Here is a 17889-nt window from a genome sequence, read left to right as displayed (position 1 = left end):
TGTGGTGCGGTTACTTGGTGTTGAGTGTCAGCCCGTAGTAGGCGAGGGCGTCGTCGAGCGGCTGGAAGTAGGAGGAGCCGGGCGAGTTGACCTGGCCGTTGCAGCGCTGGTTGCTGGGACCGCCGGACGTCATGCCCTGGGCCTGGTCACCGGAGATGTACGCGCCTCCGCTGTCCCCTCCCTGGGTGCAGACGCTGGAGCTCGCCAGGCCGGTCACGACGGTGTCCGGACCGCCGTTCTGGTCGGTGTAGGTGACGCTGACGTTGTACGAGCCGACCTTGCCGCAGGTCCACTGGGTGGTCTGACCGGACTTGCAGAGCGCCGCGCCGGAGGGGGCCCGCTTGCTGCCCTTGACCGGGACGGTGCCGGCTCGGCCGTACGTGGTGACGTCGAGGCCGATCGAGTGGCCGGCGTCGACGGCCGCGATACCCATGTCGACACTGCGGGTGCCCAGCGCGAACCGGGTGTGGGTGCCCTTGGCGAACCGGGTGCCGTTGTAGGCCAGTGCCGGCAGGTCCTCGATGCAGTGCCCGGCGGTCACGAGCACCTGCCTGCCATTGCGGTCCTTGGCGCCGTAACCGACGGAGCACAGGTAGCCGTTGAAGGTCATCCGGCTGCCGGGCGGAACGACGGCCTGGGTCTCCAGCTTCTCCTGGCCCTTCACGACGCGTACGGCGTCGCCGTTGCTCTTCGCTGCCTTGAGGAAGCTGCGGGTCGCGGCGTCGGAGTCGCCGTTGACCTCGACGGTCACGGTGTCCGAAGCGAGGTCGACGGACCACGCGGAGACCCCGGCCGGGGCGCTCTTGAGCGCCTTGGCGTCGAGTTGCGCCTTGATCCGGTCGAGCTCGCTCTCGCCGCGCTCGGGGACGCGGGCCTTGAGCCCCGCGGCCCGGACGTCCTTCGCCGCTTCGGCGTCGGCGGCGTTGACGATCAGCGAACCGTCCTTGGCGAAGAAGGCCCCGAGCGTGTCGACCCGGTCCTTCCGCAGCTCCGCGAACCGATCCTGCTGGTCGGCCTCGCGGTCCAGCCGCCGCACTGCGGCCTTCTCGCTGATACCCAGGGTGGTGGCGAGCGCCTTCACCATCTCCGGCTGGTACGCCGGAGCCGAGGGAGCCGAGGGCTCCGTCGGCGCCCCGGCGTAGGCCCCTGTGGCGACTCCGGCCGACAGAAGGGCGCCGATCGAGGCGGCCACGATGTATCTGCGCGCGTTCTTCTTCCTGCTGTGCTTCACGCGATTCCTTCCGCTACGCAGGCGAGCGTCCAGACAATGGGGGGGTGGCCACACCGCGCCTGGGGAAGCACGATGTGTTCCATGGACACTGCCCGGCGGCGATGACATGTTCCTGTCGCCGCGCCCCGAACTCTGGCTCAGCCGGAACTGCCGCGACAAGAAGCGGAGATGGGGCTCTTTTCTACAGAACTGGCCGAGAACTGTAGAGAGATCGACGGAAAGCCCAGGTGCAGACCTTTGCGCCGAAAAATGTGGCCGTAGCCGAGCCCCGCCCGAACACCATGGACCAGCAGTGGAGTTACCTTCCGAATGAGGGGGACTCCACCGTGAACACTGGCCGACAAGCCGTACTGATGTGGACGGGGCTGGCGGTCGCCGTGCTCGCCGGAGTGCTGTCCTTCCTCAGCTGGGACCGGGCCGACCAGGTGGCCGGAGTGGTCTCCGCCGTGGTGGGCGTGGCCGCCCTGGGAGTCGGCGTGTACGGAGCGCTCGGCCCGCCCCGGGGCCCCGACGTGCAGGTCTCGGCGACCGGAAGGGCGACGTCCCGGGGCGGCGGCGACGCGGAGGTCGACGGGGGCAGCGCGAACACCGGCTTCCGGCAGGGGTAGCGGCGCGGTGGCCGACGCCAGGATCGGAGTGAAGGGGACGGGCGACGCCTCAGCGGAGGGCGGCGTGGTGTTCGTGAACACCGGCGCGGTCACGGGCGATGTGAACCTGCATGCCCCCCGCACCGCCGTGTCGGGTTATCTGCTCCAGGTCGAAAGGATGGCCGCAGCCGACTTCCGGGGACGTGAAGCCGAGCTTTCGGAGCTGGCGTCTTTCGGTACGGAGGCGCGTTCCCCAGGCGTGTCCGAAAAGAACTACTGGCGTTGGCTGACCCCCGCCTGGGCCGGAAAGTCCGCTCTGCTCGCGGAGTTCGTCCTGAATCCGCCGCCCGGAATCGACGTCGTCGCGTTCTTCATCACCTCCCGCATGGCGGGCCAGAACGACGCCGCCGCGATCGCCGGGGTGGCGCCGGAGCATCTGCTCCTGCTGGCGGACTTGTCCCGGGGCGAGCGGTAGGCCTCGGCCGACTCCGGACACGACCTGGGCGCGCCCCGGGGCGGGGGCCGTGCCGTCAGTCACCAGCGGGACCGGCCCCGTAGTCCGCCCTGAATCCGCCCAGACCGTCCGCGAGGCAGGCCAGCCAGCCACTCGATGAGTACGGTCGGGGAGGATCGACCTCCATCCCCAGCTCGGCCGTCGCGAGGGCGTAGTCGGACTCTTCGAGGCCGAGGGCGAGAAGCTCGCGGACCTCGCCCGCGAGGCGGGCAACCAGCTGCGGGTCCGTGGCGGCGGTGTAGTCGCGCACGGCCGCGTCGTGGTCCGGGAACTCGTCCGGCATGTCCTGCGAGAACCAACCGCCGAGGAACTGGCCGAGCTCGGGAAAGCGGGCATGCCACTCCCAGTGCGTGCGGGGGCTCGCCGGGGGCGGGACCTCGCCTTCCTCGATCGACCGCTTCAGATGGTCCGCGACGACGAACAACCAGTCCTGGATCGCCGACCCGGCCAGGCCGACATCCGGCACGGGGTAGAACTCACCGAGGCTCAGGCGCAGGCGGCCCGGTGGGTTGCGGGCGTACGTGCGGATCTGGCGTTCGGCCGTGGCCAAGGCCTCGGGGCGGGTGTGCCAGGTGTGGCGGAGGTAGGCCTGGAGGGCTTCGCTCGGCCTGTCCGGCTCGTCGTCGGCCGACATGCCGGTGTACGCCCTGAGCACCAGGTCCAATTCGCCATAGCGACGGTCGAATTCGGGCGGCTTCATGGACACGGCGTTGGACCTCTACAGATAGATCGGGACGGAGGTGAGCACGACGAAGCCGTGCGGGCTGGCCGGCTCACGCTTGAGGACGACCCGTGCCGCGCGCACCTCGACGGGCTCCCGCCCGGCGAGCATCATCGCCTGGAGCAGGACGCGGCCGACAGGAACCTCACGGGAGGGCCAGGCGGCCTCGATGACGAGACGCGCGCGGGTGCCCTGCGCGAGCCAGCGGTGAATCTTCTGCTCGTTGCCGGTCACCACCTGCTGGGTCGCCCATTGGGCGGTTTCCCGGTCGGGATAGGTGGCCGAGCGAGTCCTTACGGTCATGCGAAGACTTCCTGTGGGCTGTGCGTCATTCAGGAACCGGAATGCTCGGTCCGCATATGGTCGTCGATTCTCCGGATGATCTCTCGTAGCGCGTCGTGCGAAACCCAGGGAATCCAACGCGTCACATTGGCGGACAGCGCATCGGACCGCGGAAAGATCACGAGTACCGATTGGGCATCGGCTACCAGGCGGGAGAACGTCTCGCTGCAGAAGGGATGCTCCGCTTCGACGAAAGCCGCGATCGAATCGGACAGCGAGGGGTACTCGCCGTCATAGATCCAGTTGGCGCCGAAACCGCGAAGCTCCGGAAAGCGCGCTGTCGCCTCCCAGTCCGCCAGGGGCAGATCGGCGAATCCGGCATCCGGCTGCTGGTCGGCCGCCCTCATCAGACCGGCCAGCCCGTGCAGATAGTCGTCTCCCGGAACGCCGTTTCGCGCCTCACCCAACCGTTCGGTAAACGTACGGGGGAAGAACGCCGGGCCCTCCGACCGCAACAGGTCGGCCGTGTGGTCGAGCAGGGCGGCGACGGACGCGACGGGAAACAGCCAGCGCGACGTGTCGGCAGCGCACATGGTGCGAACGAAGCGCCTGAGCTCGTCGTTCAGGTCGAGGGCGCCCTGCGATCGCTGGGCGCGCAGTGCGGTCTCGAGCACACGTCTGACCGGCCCGTCGTTGAAGAGGGTACCGGTGTGCGAGATCACGTCGCGATCATCTCCATGAAAGTTCCGGGGGTCTCAGGGGGACACGGGGTATGACGTGATCACCACGAAAGGGGGGTCCATGCCCTTCTGGTACTTCAGGGCGACCTGCGCGGAGCGCACCTCGCTCGCGGTCGCCCCCATTCCGTGCGCATCATAGTCGGCACGCTCGACGGTGCGCCCGGTGGCGTCCGGGAAGGTGAGGGTCAGCGGCGGGGATATCTTGGAGTTGTTCGGGTCCCACGCGGGGTTGTTCCTTTCCCGCTGCTGCACCCGCTCGATCCACCTCTCGATCCGGTCCGCGTTGTCGATGTCGTCGAGCGCCGCCTGGGTGTACCGCTGCGCGGATGCGAGATCCTTGTACGCCGAAGCGGACGGGGCGTTGTTCTGGTCGCGCAGTCGCTGGGTCAGCTGGTCGTCGGTGAGCCCGATGTGCTTGTCCACACCATGGCTGTTCCCGATGCCTTCCTGACTCGCGAGGTCGAGCGGAAAGAAATGATCTTTCGGATCCTCGCCCGGAACCATGTATTGGTGCTCGTTCTTGAATTCGTTCATTGCCCTCGCACCGAACGACTCGGCCCGCGCCTCCTCCGCGTGGAACGAGGGCGCGCTCCGGTGCGCCTCGTCCAGTGGAGCCATCAGTGCGTCCAGCCTCGGCACCAGTGCGTTGACGCGGGAGTTGTATTCGGTGACGATCGCGTTCAGTTTCGCGGTGTCGATGTTGAGGACGATGCCCGCACCGATCTGGGCGGCGCCCTTGACGGCCCCCTTCGCCAGGCCCTTGACGAGCCCCTTGACGTCGTCCATGCCGACGCCGTCCTTGAGGTCCACCTCGACCTTGGGTACGGCGTCCTTGACGGCGTCCCAGTAAACGTCCCAGACCTCGCCGTTGACGTACACGGCCGCCTCGGCGAACTGGTACAGCAGATCGCTGACCTTCTGGGCGGTGTCGAACAACACCGTCATCACCGGATGCGTGGCGGTGGGCGAGGAGGCCGAGTCGTGCTTCCACTGGTAGCCCGCAGTGCCCGTGCCCCACGCCGTCGTACCCCACAGCGAGCTGCAGAACTGACGCATGGCATCGTGCCATTCGCTGTTGCTCTGTTGCGTGATGCTGCTGACATTGCCCGTCAGTGCGCTCTCGGTCATGGAGAGCGTCATGGTCATCGCCATCCATGCCTTGGAGAGCGAGTTGAGATAGTGCTGCTGTGGGTACGGGTAGACCTCGGCGACCTTGCCCATCCGGAAGGCGTGCTTCACGACGGGCCGCAGTACGTCACGGATCGGCCCCGGCACCCATTCGAGCAGCGAACGGATCCAGCCGTCGCCGCCGTCGTCGTCCCCCCACTTCAGGTTCGGCACGGAGCCGTAGCCGGGCTCGTTCTCGATGACCTGCGGGAGGGGTTGGGTGACCGCCTTCGTCCGGCCCGTGGGGTCGTTGGCCGCTTCGGCCTTGGCGTAGTTGTTGGCCGTCGAGGTGAAGCCGACCGCAGCACCTCCGATGCTGACGACGCTCCTCGCCCACACCTCGAGAAAACGGTTGCCCACCTTCACGTAGGAGGCCGCGAAGGCCTGGGGGGCTGTGCCGTAGCCGCCGGCGTCCGGATACTGCCTCAGCTTGTCCAGGAGGTCCTTGGCGCCTCTGTCCATGGGGGTCTGCTGCATCGCCACACCGCTCGAGACCCGAAACAGGTCCGCCGGTTTGACGTCGATGGTGCCGTTCTGCCCAGGCCCCTGCGCGCCCGGCTGCGAGCCGGAGCCAGGTCCCGCCATCAGCCGACGCCCCAGCCCCGCAGCACCGCCTGGTGTGCCGCCGCGTAGTTCACGTGCCCCTTGGTGACGACCTCGTGCAGCCACTTCTGTGCCGCCCGCAGATCCCGAGCGGAGTGGTCCCACTTGTCGAGTTCGTCGACAAAGGCCTCGCGGGCCTCGCCCTCCCAGGTGAGAACAACCTTCTCCGCCCGGCCGTACAAGAGGTCCAGTTGCTCGTTGAGGTTCTTCAGGATGTCCTCAAGCTCGCCGGACAGACTCCGCAGCGTCGCGAAGTCGACCGTTATGTGATCGTCGTCCGCCATCCTTCTCCCCCATGCTCACAGATCGTCGAGGCTGCTCCGCGGCGCCGCGGGGGCCTGATTCGGAGTCGAGAGCTCCGCGGCCTCGGCCCGCACGTCCGTCTCGGTCTGGATCTGCCGCAGCTGCTCCATGACGTCGAGCTCCTGCTCCGTGAACCCGTCCCGGCTCAGCCTCACGCCCTGTTCAAGGCGCTGAAGGACCATACGGATGCGTACGGCGTCCTCGGCGGCACCCCGATGCAGGGCCCGATACGCCTTGGCTGCGGGCCCTTGCCAGCCCGCCTCGATGCTGTCGACAACGGCATCCATGCGCTTGACCTGCTTGTCCAGATGCGTCTGCATCGCATCGAGGTCGTTGGCGAGAGCGGTCAGCCGATCACCTTTGACCCGCAGTCTGCTCTGTCCGCCTTCACCGCTCATGGATAGCCCCCGGGTTCATGGTGGTCAACAGCCCCCGCCGCCACTTCCGTTGCACGCGACACCCTAGCAATTGCGCCTCGGTGCGCGGCCGCGGCGGCTCCGGACGCCCGCACGCATACGAAAGCCGTGGCAACGGACAGCTGAAGCCTGTCGCCTCACGTCTGCGGCGACGAGGCACGCCCGCATCCCGGCCCCGGCCCATTCCGCCCCGGGCCGCCGCGCTTCCAGACCGACCTCCACACGAGGAGAAGCCAAAACGAGGAGATCCCGGTCAGACGGTGACCGTCTGACCGGGATCTCCTGAACCGCTCCGGGATGAACCGTGAACGGCTTGTCTTGTGGACCTGTGGGGATTTGAACCCCAGACCCCCTCGATGCGAACGAGGTGCGCTACCAGACTGCGCCACAGGCCCTTGCGACGTGTGAAACTCTAGCACCCCTGCGGGGGTGCTTGGAAATCCGTTCCTCCGCTGGTCAGCGGTGTCGGGATTTCCGAGCTCCACCCGCCGCCTCACTCGTTGGCCGCACGCGGCCGGTCCTCGTCGTCGTACTGGTCGAAGAGCGGCGTCCGGCCCCGGTCGCGGTTGCGGCGGGCCTGGTTCGTGCGCTGACGCGGGGCCGGGTCGACCGCGGGGGCCGTCGGGTGCGACGTGCCCGTCTGGGTGGGCTCGGCGGTGCTGGAGCGGGCCGCGCTCCAGGTCTCCGGGTCGTTGACCTCCACGCCGCCCGTGGCCCGGGGGGCGACGGGCGCGGTGACATAGGTGGGCAGTGGTACGGGAACGGGCTCCCAGCTGTCGCCCTGGACACGGCCGCGCTCGCGCTGCTGGTCCACCCACTCCGCGTGGTCCGTCTGCTCGACGAGGGCGCGGCGGCCGGCCTCCTGCGGGGAGACCGTGGGCGTCGGCTCCGGCTCCCGGTGGTGGGCCTCGGAGTCGTCGTCGGGCTCGGCGGGGGCGGGCGCCGTGGGCTGGTGCCTGCGGGGGCGGTTCTCGCGCAGCCGCTGTGCCGCGACCTCGGCCCGGCGGCGGTCCATGGTGAAGGCGAACCGTCGGCGCTCCTGGGCGCGCAGATGCACGATGTACGTGCTCAGCAGCACGGCGGGCGCGGCGGGCGCCCACAGGAAGCCGAGGCCGCCGACCGCCGCGACGACCGCTCCGAGGGTGAAGGCCAGGAAGAGGACGACAGTGGTCCGCCTGCGCCGGGCCAGGACCTGGGAGCGCTGGGCGCGCCGGGCCCGCTCGGCGTCGGCCGCGCCGGAGCGGGGGCGGCGTCGGGCGGGGGGCACGTGTTCCGCGGGGCGTTCGCCGGACCGGCGCTCGTGCGCCTGACGGTCCGACGGCTGATGCGCCGCCCGTCGGTCGTGCGCCTGACGGTCGTGCGCCGGGCGGTCGGAGGCCTGGTGGTCCGGGGCGCGCTCGGGAGCGTGCGCCGGGTCGGTCAGCCTGGCTTCCGTGTGCGCCGGAGGCGCGGCAAAGGCCCGGACGTCCACGGATTCCATACGATCCGTTTCCCGGTCCGGGTCGACGTCGGGCGTCGCCTCCTCGGCGGTGCGCTCCCGCAGCTCCTTGGCATACCGGCGCTCCATCGCCGCCCGTCCGGACAGCAGCCGGATGGCGGTGCTGAAGCGTTCCGTCGGACGGGCTTCGTTGAGCTCGTCCTGCCTGCGGAGCCACATCGGTACCAAGTAGGCGGCCCAGGCCCCGACGATGACTGCGTAGATGAGGCCGCTGCTGCTCACGCTCACACCGTAGAGGGGTTTGCGCGGAAGGATCCGCCAATTGGCCCGGTGTGTCGCACGATCCGGCTGATATCACGGACTTTTTTTGTGATTGTTCGGATCAACAGCCGCCGATAGCCCGACCCAATGCGGTCGCCGGGCGATCAAATTCGAACACTTATTTTATTTCGTCGGTCGGTCCGGGCCCCTCGGCGTCGCGGGGCGCGACCGGCGCCAGCGCCGGAGCATCCCCTCGGGCACTTCCTCGGCGGTGAGGGCGAAGATCAGATGGTCACGCCAGGCGCCGTCGATGTGGAGATAGCGCGGGCGCACGCCCTCCGAACGGAATCCGAGTTTCTCCACGACCCTGCGGCTGGGACCGTTCTCCGGGCGAATGCAGACCTCGATGCGGTGCAGGCCCACGGCGCGGAAGCAGTGGTCCACGGCGAGGGCCACGGCCGTCGGCATGACTCCGCGCCCGGCGACGCTCTGATCGACCCAGTAACCGACGTGCCCGGAACACATCGAGCCCCAGGTGATCCCCGCGACCGTGAGCTGGCCGACCAGCCGGCCCTCGTACTCGATGGCGAACGGCAGCATCCGCCCCGCGTTCGCCTCGGCGCGCAGGTGGCGGACCATCTGCCGGTACGTGGGACGCTGCGCCATCGGACCGCCGGGTGCGGGCGGCGGGACCGTCGCCTCCCAGGGGCGCAGCCAGTCACGGTTGCGCCGGTTGACCTCGCGCCACATCCGCTGGTCACGCATCTTTATGGGGCGCAGGACGATCTCGCCGTCGGTCAGCGTCACCGGCCAGGTCGCGATGTTCAGCTCGGGCTCCCCGGTCGGGGGTGGTCGCCGCCGCGGAGCTGGTCGACGGCGTGCACCAGGAGCCGGCCGAGGACCGCCAGCCCGTCCTTCACCCCTCCGGTGGAGCCGGGGAGGTTGACGATCAGGGTGCGGGAGGCCACACCCGCGAGACCCCGGGAGAGGGCGGCGGTCGGGACCTTGGTCAGGCCCTCGGCCCGGATCGCCTCCGGGATGCCGGGGATCTCGTGGTCGAGGACGCGACGGGTGGCCTCGGGCGTGGCGTCGGTGGGCGAGATGCCCGTACCGCCGGTGGTGACGATCACGTCGTACCCGGCGGCGACGCCCGCGCGCAGGGCCGCCTCGACCGGGTCGCCGTCGGGGACGACCTGCGGGCCGTCGACCGTGAAGCCGAGGCCGGTCAGCGCTGCGGCGATCAGCGGGCCGCCCCGGTCCGCGTACACCCCGGCGGATGCCCGGTTGGAGGCGGTGACGACGAGCGCGGTGAGCGGGGAGGTCGGCTCGACGCCGGTGGGCTCGGCCGTCCTCTGCCCGTGGCCGGGGACGCCCGGTGCGATCGTCCGCTGCTCGTGGCCGGGGGCTCCCGACCCGGGCGTCCGCTGCTCGTGGCCGGGGGCTCCGGGCTCGGGCGGCGTCACGCGTCCGGTCCCTCCGGCGCGGTGCGCCGGTAGTCGCCGGACTTGCCGCCCGACTTCGCCTCGACCCGTACGTCGGTGATGACCGCGCTCTTGTCGACGGCCTTGATCATGTCGATCACCGTGAGGGCCGCCACCGAGACCGCGGTGAGGGCCTCCATCTCGACGCCCGTGCGGTCCGTCGTCTTCACGGTGGCCGTGATCTCCACGGCGTCGTCGGCCACGCTCAGATCGACCTTCACGCCGGAAACGGCCAGCGGATGGCAGAGCGGGATCAGGTCCGGGGTGCGCTTGGCCCCCATGATCCCGGCGATCCGGGCGGTGGCGAGGGCGTCGCCCTTGGGTACTCCCTCGCCGCGCAGCAGCTCGATCACGCGCGGCGAGACGAGCACCCGGCCGGCGGCGCGGGCGACGCGGGTGGTGACGTCCTTCTCCGACACGTCGACCATGCGGGCCGCGCCCGCCTCGTCGATGTGCGTCAGCCTGTTCTGCGTACTCAACTCACTCCGCCTAGCGGTAGGGGCGCCGGTGGACCTGGGGGCACCGGAGGGGATCCCCCGGAAGGCACGGCGGCAGATACCGTACCGCCACCGGGGGGCGGTCAGCCGAGCAGGATCACGTCCGTCTCCGTGCCGGGCTCGACCGAGGTGACGTCCTCCGGTACCACGATCAGCACGTCCGCCTGCGCGAGCGCGGCGATCAGATGCGAACCGGAACCGCCGACCGGAGTGACCGTCCCCGCCTCGGCGTCGTGACGGCCGCGCAGGAACTGGCGGCGGCCGTCCGGCGACGTGAGCGCCTTGTCGGCGCTCAGCCGGGCACGGGCCGTCGGGCGGTGCACGTCGGTGAGGCCCATCAGGGCACGGATGGCGGGGCGGACGAACAACTCGAAGGAGACATAGGCGGAGACCGGGTTGCCCGGCAGGGCCAGCAGCGGGGTGTGGTCCGGGCCGATCGAGCCGAAGCCCTGCGGCTTGCCGGGCTGCATGGCGAGCTTGCGGAACTCGACCCCGCCGCCCGGCTCGTCCTCGTCCCCGACGGAGGACAGCGCCTCCTTGACCACGTCGTACGCGCCGACGCTGACACCGCCCGTGGTGACGACGATGTCCGCGCGGATCAGCTGGTCCTCGATCGTGGCGCGCAGTGTCTCGGCGTCGTCGGTCACCGCGCCGACCCGGTAGGCGATGGCTCCGGCGTCCCGGGCGGCGGCCGTCAGCGCGAAGCTGTTGGAGTCGTAGATCTGGCCGCCGGTCAGCTGCTCCCCGGGCTGGACCAGTTCGCTGCCGGTGGACAGGACGACCACGCGGGGGCGGGGCCGTACGACCACGGTGCCGCAGCCGATCGCGGCGAGCAGCCCGATCTGCGGCGGGCCGACGACCGACCCGGCGGCCAGGGCCAGATCGCCCGGCTTGACGTCGCTGCCGCGCTCGCGCACATGGGCGCCGGCCACGACGGGCCGGTGCACCCTGACCTCGCCGGTGGCGTCCTCGGGCGCGGCGCTGTGGGCGCGCATGGCGGCGGCCGGGCCCTCGCCCGTACCGCCGTCGGTCCACTCCACCGGGACCACGGCCTCCGCACCGGCGGGCAGCGGCGCGCCCGTCATGATGCGGGCGGCCTGTCCCGGTCCCACGACCTGGTCGTCGGCGAGCCCCGCACTGCCCGCGGCGACGTCGCCGATGACGGTGAGGACCGCGGGGAACTCCTCGCTGGCGCCCTCGACATCGGCGATCCGGACCGCGTAACCGTCCATGGAGCTGTTGTCGAACGGCGGCAGGGCCACCTCCACGACGACGTCCTTGACGAGGACGCAGCCCTGGGCGTCCGGCAGCTGCAGCTCGATGGGCTCCAGTGGCCTCACCGCCGCGAGGATGTCGTCCAGGTGCTCGTCCACCGACCAGATCGTGCTGCTCACGGGGTTACATCTCCTCAGCGACGTACTTGCGCAGCCAGGTCCGGAAGTCCGGCCCCAGGTCTTCACGTTCGCACGCCAGTCTGACAATGGCGCGCAGATAGTCGCTGCGGTCGCCGGTGTCATAGCGGCGGCCCTTGAAGACGACGCCGTGCACGGGGCCGCCGATCTTCTCGTCCGCGGCGAGCAGCTGGAGCGCGTCGGTGAGCTGGATCTCGCCGCCGCGGCCCGGCTCGGTGTGTCGCAGTATGTCGAAGACCGCGGGGTCCAGGACGTACCGGCCGATGATGGCGAGGTTGCTGGGGGCGTCGGCCGGGTCCGGCTTCTCGACCAGGTCGGTGATGCGGACCACGTCGCCGTCGACGGTGGCGTCCGCGGCGGCGCAGCCGTACAGGTGGACCTGCGAGGGATCGACCTCCATCAGCGCGATGACGCTGCCGCCCTCACGCTCCTGGACCTCGACCATCCGGGCCAGCAGCGCGTCGCGCGGGTCGATCAGGTCGTCGCCGAGGAGCACCGCGAAGGGCTGGTCGCCCACGTGCGGGGCGGCGCACAGCACGGCGTGCCCGAGGCCCCGGGGGTCGCCCTGTCGCACGTAGTGCATGGTGGCCAGGTCGCTGGACTCCTGGACCTTGGCGAGGCGTTCGGCGTCGCCCTTGCGGGTGAGCGCGGACTCCAGCTCGTAGTTGCGGTCGAAGTGGTCCTCAAGGGGACGCTTGTTGCGGCCGGTGATCATCAGCACGTCGGAGAGGCCCGCTGCCACGGCTTCTTCGACGACATACTGAATGGCCGGCTTGTCGACGACAGGCAGCATCTCTTTGGGAGTGGCCTTCGTGGCGGGCAGGAACCGGGTGCCGAGACCTGCTGCCGGGATGACGGCCTTGCTGATCCTGGGGTGCGACTGAGTCATGTGCAGACCTTAGCGGCTGCACACGGCCGGAAGCTGATATTCCGGTTAACTTCGTCCTTAAATATGCCCATACGAGAATCGTGCGAGTCACCATTGAACACCGACAAGTCCGGAAAGCCGTCCGCGAAGAGCTCCCTGCGGCGCGAACTGCTCGCCGCGCGGGCCCTCCTGACGAAGGAGGACGCCGTCCGGACGGCCGAGGTTCTTGCCGAGGCGGCCCTGGGCCTGCCCGAACTGGCCGACGCCCGTACGGTCGCCGCGTACGTCTCCGTGGGGGGTGAACCGGGCACTCGGGCCCTCCTGGAAGCGCTGCGCGGGCGTGGCGTCCGGGTGCTGCTACCGGTCCTCCTGGCCGACAACGACCTGGACTGGGCGACCTACGAGGGCCCGGAGCACCTGCTCCCGGCCGGGCGGGGGCTCCTTGAGCCGGACGGCCCGCGCCTGGGCCCCGCCGCCGTCCTGGAAGCCGAGGCGGTGCTGCTGCCGGGCCTGGCGGTGGACGGGGCCGGGATGCGGCTGGGACGGGGCGGCGGCAGCTACGACCGGGTGCTGGCCCGGCTGACGGCGGCCGGGGCGCACCCTTCGCTCGTCGTGCTCCTGTACGACGACGAGGTGGTCGCGCGGGTCCCCTCGGAACCGCACGACCACCCCGTGGACGCGGTGGTCACGCCGGCCGGAGCGCGGCGCTTCGTGAACCCTCGATAGACCTACGGTTTCAGCGTCAGCGTGTCGACGGTGGACGCGTCGACCGCGTCCGCCCCGAAGGACCAGTCGAGCAGTTCACCGTCGACCCACTTGTCGGTCTGATCGGTGTAGTGCGCGCTGAACGCGTGCCCGGATGCTCCGCTGAGGTTGATCCAGCGGGACTTGTCCCAGTCCCCCACGTTGACGACCATCCGCATCGACGGCACCCAGACGACCTCGTAGCCGCTCGCCGCGTTCCAGCCGGTGGCGTTGACCGCCGCCTCGCCGCCGCCGAGGTTCCAGGGGCCGCGGTTGAGCGCCCGCTGGAGCAGGCCGGGGCCTTCGGTGCCGAGGGTCTGGTTCTTCAGCGTCAGCCGGTGCAGGCGGCCCCAGCTCCAGGTGGAGATGTTCTTGCCGAGCTTGGAGGTCAGCTCCCAGCGGGCGTCCTCCATCGCCCGGGCGAACAGGTCGTCCCGGCTCTCCAGGGCGTCCTCGCGGCCCCGGGCGGGGGCCTTCCACCACTCGTTGTCCTGGTCGTCCACGATCTCGCGGACCACCTGGAACCAGCGGTCGCCGCCGTCCGGCTGCGCGGTGTCGCCGTCGCGCTGGCCGCACTCGCGGATGAGCTTCTTCTGCTGGTCGGCCGGGCCGCTGTTCTTGGCCGGCGGCACGTTGAGGCAGTCGCCCTCGACCCGCATCTCCTTGGGCAGCTTGTTGCCGAAGGCGAGTTTCAGGATGTTGCGCCAGACGCCGTTGAAGTACGCGGCGGCGGCCGAGTCGGGCTCCTGGGTGTAGTCCCAGCCCTCCAGCAGCTTCTGGGCCTCGCGGACGCTCGGGTCGGAGATGTTGATCTTCTTCAGCTCGGGCACCAGCAGCGCGGCGATCTCGCTGAAGTTGTCCATCTGCATCTTCTGCATGTCATCGGTCGAGACCTTCTCGCCACCCTTGATCTTCTGGGTCAGGAGGTCGTTGATCCGCTGGCTGCGGGCGCCGTAGCCCCAGTCCTTGGTCAGGAGGTGGGGGTACTTGCTCTCGTCGATGACGGCCTGGTTGGCGGTGACGATGAAGCCGCGGTCCGGGTTGTACTCGTACGGCAGCTCCTCGAAGGGGATGTACCCCTCCCACGCGTACTTCGGGTCCCAGCCAGGCGCGGGCGCCGTGCCGTCGTAGCCCTTGGAGCGGACCGGGATCTTGCCGGGGGCCTGGTAGCCGATGTTGCCGTCGGTGTCGGCGTAGATGAGGTTCTGCGAGGGGACCTCGAAGTTCTCGGCGGCCTTCCGGAAGGTGGTGAAGTCCTTGGCCCGGTTGAGCGCGAAGACGGCGTCCATGGACTTGCCGGGCTCCAGCGCGGTCCACTTCAGCGCCACCGCGTAGCCGTCGGCCCGGTCCGGGGCCGCGTTGCTGACGGGGGCCTTCTGGCCGACCTTGTCCAGCTCCTTGCTGCGGTCGGAGACCAGGGGGCCGTTGTTCGTCTCGCGGACGGTGATCGTCCGGTCCCTGCCGCCGGCGACCTTGATGGTCTCCTCGCGGGTCTTGAAGGACTTGGTCTCGCCGTCGTACAGGTAGCCGTCGCCGGAGACCTTCTCCAGGAAGAGGTCGGTGACGTCGGCGCCCAGGTTGGTGAGGCCCCAGGCGATGTCCTGGTTGTGACCGATGATCACACCGGGCATGCCGGAGAAGGTGTAGCCGGCCGTGTCGTACTGGCAGGTCTTGGAGAGCTCCCGGCAGTGCAGGCCCATCTGGTACCAGAGGGAGGGCAGCATCGGCGCGAGATGCGGGTCGTTCGCGAGCAGCGCCTTGCCGGACGTCGTGTGCTTGCCGTCGACGACCCAGGAGTTCGAGCCGATGCCGTTGCCGTTCGGGCCGAGCAGCGCCGGGATCTCGTCGAGGGTGTCCGAGAGGGCGGCCATCTGCGTGTTCAGGCCCTCGGTGGCGCCCTCGGCGGTCGACGATCCGATGGTGTCCGACGGGGTCGCCTCGGGGTTGAACTCCCCGGTGACCGGGGAGATCGCGCCGTTCTCGACGATCGGCGTGTTCTGCTTGTACGGGTAGCCGGGGTACAGGTCCTCGATCTGGTCCTTGTCGAGGCGGCTGGTCAGCAGCGAACGGTCGATCTCGTCCTGCATGTTGCCGCGCAGGTCCCAGGCCATCGCCTTCAGCCAGGCCACCGAGTCGACCGGGGTCCACTCGCCGGGCTTGTAGTCGTTGGTCAGCCCCAGAGCCGCGTACTCGACCGAGATGTCCCGGCCTTCCTTGCCCTTCAGATACGCGTTGACGCCCTCCGCGTACGACTGGAGGTTCTTCTTGGTGCTCTCGTCCAGGACCTCGTCGTACTCCTTCTGCGCCACCTTCCGCCAGCCGAGCGTCCGCAGGAAGGAATCGGTCTCCACCTGTCCGGAACCGAACATCTCGGAGAGCCGGCCGGACGTCATGTGCCGCCGGACGTCCATCTCCCAGAAGCGGTCCTGGGCCTGGACGAAGCCCTGGGCGCGGAAGAGGTCGGCGTCGGAGTCCGCGTAGATCTGGGGGATTCCGTAGGAGTCACGTTTGACCTCGACGTCGCCGGAAAGGCCGTCGAGAGTCATCGACCCGGTGGTCTGTGGGTACGAGGCCCGCACGGTGGATACGGACCAGTACGCCCCGTATCCGACACCCGCGACGAGCGCCAGCACCAGGACGAGCACGAGCAGGCGGGCGCGTCGCCCCTTCTTCCTGCCGGGCTTCTTCGCGTCGGAAGGGCCGGAAGAGGCGGTTGTGTTGGCGGGCATCGCTGTCCTTCGAGGGGCAGGGTGGTCCTGGGAGTGCAGGAGCAACCATAGGCGCAGCGGAGAAGCCACTCGGACGCGGTATAGGGATGCATCCATTTGCGTCTCCCTCGTACGAACACTCGAACCCGTCAAGGAATCGTTAAAGATTAGGTAAGGTAACGAAGTAACTGGCTGCCGGAGGACGATCCGGCAGGCGCACGCAGGGAAGGAACGGACCCTGACTGTCCACGCGCTCAACGAACTCCTGCTCGTCTGCTCGCTCGTCCTGCTCGTCGCCGTGGCGGCGGTACGGATCTCCTCGCGCAGCGGGCTCCCCAGCCTGCTCCTGTATCTCGGCATCGGGATCGCCCTGGGGCAGGACGGCATCTTCGACGTCAAGTTCGACAACGCCGAGCTGACGCAGGTCTTCGGCTACGCCGCACTGGTCGTCATCCTGGCCGAGGGCGGACTCGGGGCGAAGTGGAAAGAAGTCAGACCCGTCCTGCCCGCGGCCGCGGTGATCTCGACCGTCGGCGTCGGCATCAGCGTGGGCATCACCGCCGCCGCCGCGCATTATCTGGTCGGCCTGGACTGGCGCCAGGCCCTCATCATCGGCGCGGTCGTCTCCTCGACCGACGCGGCGGCCGTCTTCTCCGTGCTGCGCAGGGTTCCCCTGCCGCCCCGGATCACCGGTGTCCTGGAAGCCGAGTCGGGCTTCAACGACGCCCCCGTCGTCATCATGGTCGTCGCGCTCTCCGCGGTCGGCCCGGTCGAGCACTGGTACATCCTGGTCGCGGAGATCGCCATGGAGCTGGCCATCGGCGCCGCGATCGGCATCGCGGTGGGCTGGCTGGGGTCCCTGGGGCTGCGGCACGTGGCCCTGCCCGCCTCCGGCCTCTACCCGATCGCCGTGATGGCCATCGCCGTCTCCGCGTACGCGGCGGGCGCCATGGCCCACGGCAGCGGGTTCCTCGCCGTCTACCTGGCCGCGATGATCCTCGGCAACTCCAAGCTGCCGCACTGGCCCGCCACCCGGGGCTTCGCCGACGGGCTCGGCTGGCTCGCCCAGATCGGCATGTTCGTACTGCTCGGCCTGCTCGTCACCCCGCACGACCTGGTCGACGACTTCTGGCCCGCCATCGTCGTGGGCCTGGTGCTGACCATGGTGGCGCGGCCGTTGTCGGTCTTCCTGAGCCTCGCGCCGTTCCGACTGCCGGCCCGCGAGAAGGTCCTGATGTCCTGGGCCGGGCTGCGCGGGGCGGTGCCCATCGTCCTGGCGACCATTCCGATGGTGTCCGGGGTGGAGGGCAGTACGAGAATCTTCAACATCGTGTTCGTCCTGGTCATCGTCTACACCCTGATCCAGGGCCCGACGCTGCCCTGGGTCGCGAACAAGCTGAACATCGCCGACGATCCGTCCGAGGCCGCCGACCTGGGCATCGAGTCGGCCCCGCTGGAGCGGCTGCGCGGACACCTGCTGTCGGTCGCCATCCCCACGAAGTCCAAGATGCACGGCGTCGAGGTCGGCGAGCTCCGGCTCCCGGCGGGCGCCGCGGTCACGCTGGTGGTCCGCGAGGGCACGAGCTTCGTGCCGTCCCCGGCGACGGTGCTGCGGCGCGGGGACGAACTGCTGGTGGTGGCCACCGATCCGGTGCGCGACAGGGCGGAGGAACGGCTGCGGGCGGTCGGCGAGGGCGGCAAGCTGGCCGGCTGGCTGGGCACGGGCAGATCACCCGCTGCCGGCGCACCCGGCATGGCGGGACCTCATGGCGGTTCCGCCATCCCCCGGGCGATGAAGCTGGCCAAGAAGCTCGGCGGTGCCAGTGCCAGTGCCAACGGCAGCGGAAGTAAAAGCGCGAACGGCAGCGGCAGCGGCACGAAAACCAGTCCCTGAGGGTCCCCCTGGAGTCCTCTGG

General features: G+C 69.7%; 18 protein-coding genes and 1 tRNA gene. 4 read left to right on the top strand and 15 right to left on the bottom strand.

The genetic code is table 11. The features are described from left to right. Positions 1 to 10: 10 nt before the first annotated feature. Positions 11 to 1231, bottom strand: a complete 1221-nt coding sequence (locus ACIQRW_RS15555; protein WP_403759735.1) for a S1 family peptidase — start codon at positions 1229 to 1231, stop codon at positions 11 to 13. A gap of 326 nt (positions 1232 to 1557) precedes the next feature. Between ACIQRW_RS15555 and ACIQRW_RS15550 the strand changes: the two genes are divergently transcribed. Together ACIQRW_RS15550 and ACIQRW_RS15545 are read left to right on the top strand one after the other, a co-directional pair. Further along, a complete protein-coding gene (locus ACIQRW_RS15550) occupies positions 1558 to 1839 on the top strand; it encodes a hypothetical protein (protein WP_403759733.1) in 282 nt (93 codons plus the stop codon). Between the two features lie 7 nt (positions 1840 to 1846). Next, entirely contained in the window at positions 1847 to 2293 is a 447-nt protein-coding gene (locus ACIQRW_RS15545; protein WP_403759730.1) for a hypothetical protein, read from the top strand. 55 nt (positions 2294 to 2348) lie between these two features. On the opposite strand, the gene ACIQRW_RS15540 is transcribed toward ACIQRW_RS15545, so the two are convergent. From ACIQRW_RS15540 to galU, 13 genes are all read right to left on the bottom strand, one after another. Further along, positions 2349 to 3038 (bottom strand): contact-dependent growth inhibition system immunity protein, encoded by a 690-nt coding sequence (locus ACIQRW_RS15540; protein ID WP_403759727.1) that lies wholly within the window; start codon positions 3036 to 3038, stop codon positions 2349 to 2351. A gap of 12 nt (positions 3039 to 3050) precedes the next feature. Then, positions 3051 to 3356, bottom strand: coding sequence for an RNase A-like domain-containing protein (locus ACIQRW_RS15535; protein ID WP_403759724.1), 306 nt, complete (start codon positions 3354 to 3356; stop codon positions 3051 to 3053). 29 nt (positions 3357 to 3385) lie between these two features. Further along, positions 3386 to 4057: a hypothetical protein gene (locus ACIQRW_RS15530; protein WP_403759721.1), complete on the bottom strand. Its 672-nt coding sequence runs from the start codon at positions 4055 to 4057 to the stop codon at positions 3386 to 3388. A gap of 33 nt (positions 4058 to 4090) precedes the next feature. Further along, entirely contained in the window at positions 4091 to 5719 is a 1629-nt protein-coding gene (locus tag ACIQRW_RS15525; RefSeq protein WP_403759718.1) for an RNase A-like domain-containing protein, read from the bottom strand. A 107-nt stretch (positions 5720 to 5826) separates the two neighbouring features. Continuing rightward, on the bottom strand, positions 5827 to 6129 hold the full coding sequence (locus ACIQRW_RS15520; protein WP_403759715.1) for a WXG100 family type VII secretion target: 303 nt from the start codon (positions 6127 to 6129) through the stop codon (positions 5827 to 5829). A gap of 15 nt (positions 6130 to 6144) precedes the next feature. Beyond that, the gene (locus tag ACIQRW_RS15515; protein WP_403759712.1) at positions 6145 to 6546 is read right to left on the bottom strand and encodes a WXG100 family type VII secretion target; all 402 of its coding nucleotides are present in this window, start codon (positions 6544 to 6546) and stop codon (positions 6145 to 6147) included. Between the two features lie 339 nt (positions 6547 to 6885). Then, positions 6886 to 6959 (bottom strand) — tRNA-Ala (locus tag ACIQRW_RS15510). A gap of 98 nt (positions 6960 to 7057) precedes the next feature. Continuing rightward, positions 7058 to 8284: a gephyrin-like molybdotransferase receptor GlpR gene (gene glpR / locus ACIQRW_RS15505; protein WP_403759709.1), complete on the bottom strand. Its 1227-nt coding sequence runs from the start codon at positions 8282 to 8284 to the stop codon at positions 7058 to 7060. A 162-nt stretch (positions 8285 to 8446) separates the two neighbouring features. Further along, on the bottom strand, positions 8447 to 9070 hold the full coding sequence (locus ACIQRW_RS15500; protein ID WP_403759706.1) for a GNAT family N-acetyltransferase: 624 nt from the start codon (positions 9068 to 9070) through the stop codon (positions 8447 to 8449). A 17-nt stretch (positions 9071 to 9087) separates the two neighbouring features. Further along, entirely contained in the window at positions 9088 to 9531 is a 444-nt protein-coding gene (locus ACIQRW_RS15495; RefSeq protein ID WP_403760291.1) for a molybdenum cofactor biosynthesis protein B, read from the bottom strand. A gap of 191 nt (positions 9532 to 9722) precedes the next feature. Continuing rightward, complete coding sequence (gene moaC, locus ACIQRW_RS15490) at positions 9723 to 10223, bottom strand: cyclic pyranopterin monophosphate synthase MoaC (RefSeq protein WP_215107583.1); 501 nt, start codon at positions 10221 to 10223, stop codon at positions 9723 to 9725. 101 nt (positions 10224 to 10324) lie between these two features. Further along, positions 10325 to 11635: a gephyrin-like molybdotransferase Glp gene (gene glp / locus ACIQRW_RS15485; protein WP_403759702.1), complete on the bottom strand. Its 1311-nt coding sequence runs from the start codon at positions 11633 to 11635 to the stop codon at positions 10325 to 10327. A 4-nt stretch (positions 11636 to 11639) separates the two neighbouring features. Then, positions 11640 to 12542 carry a UTP--glucose-1-phosphate uridylyltransferase GalU gene (gene galU, locus ACIQRW_RS15480; RefSeq protein ID WP_371624005.1) on the bottom strand — a complete coding sequence of 301 codons (903 nt, stop codon included), beginning with the start codon at positions 12540 to 12542 and terminating at the stop codon, positions 11640 to 11642. 93 nt (positions 12543 to 12635) lie between these two features. Between galU and ACIQRW_RS15475 the strand changes: the two genes are divergently transcribed. Continuing rightward, a complete protein-coding gene (locus tag ACIQRW_RS15475; protein WP_403759699.1) occupies positions 12636 to 13247 on the top strand; it encodes a 5-formyltetrahydrofolate cyclo-ligase in 612 nt (203 codons plus the stop codon). Positions 13248 to 13249: 2 nt separating this feature from the next. On the opposite strand, the gene ACIQRW_RS15470 is transcribed toward ACIQRW_RS15475, so the two are convergent. Next, entirely contained in the window at positions 13250 to 15994 is a 2745-nt protein-coding gene (locus ACIQRW_RS15470; RefSeq protein WP_403759696.1) for a penicillin acylase family protein, read from the bottom strand. A gap of 277 nt (positions 15995 to 16271) precedes the next feature. Here ACIQRW_RS15470 and ACIQRW_RS15465 point away from each other — a divergent pair, with 277 nt between their 5' ends. Next, positions 16272 to 17867 carry a potassium/proton antiporter gene (locus tag ACIQRW_RS15465; RefSeq protein WP_403759693.1) on the top strand — a complete coding sequence of 532 codons (1596 nt, stop codon included), beginning with the start codon at positions 16272 to 16274 and terminating at the stop codon, positions 17865 to 17867. The last annotated feature ends 22 nt before the right edge of the window (positions 17868 to 17889 follow it).

The organism is Streptomyces sp. NPDC091287 (assembly GCF_044768525.1).
GTDB lineage: Bacteria > Actinomycetota > Actinomycetes > Streptomycetales > Streptomycetaceae > Streptomyces.
The sequence above is the reverse complement of the archived record's forward strand: the minus strand, read 5'-3'. Positions and strand labels throughout refer to the sequence as shown.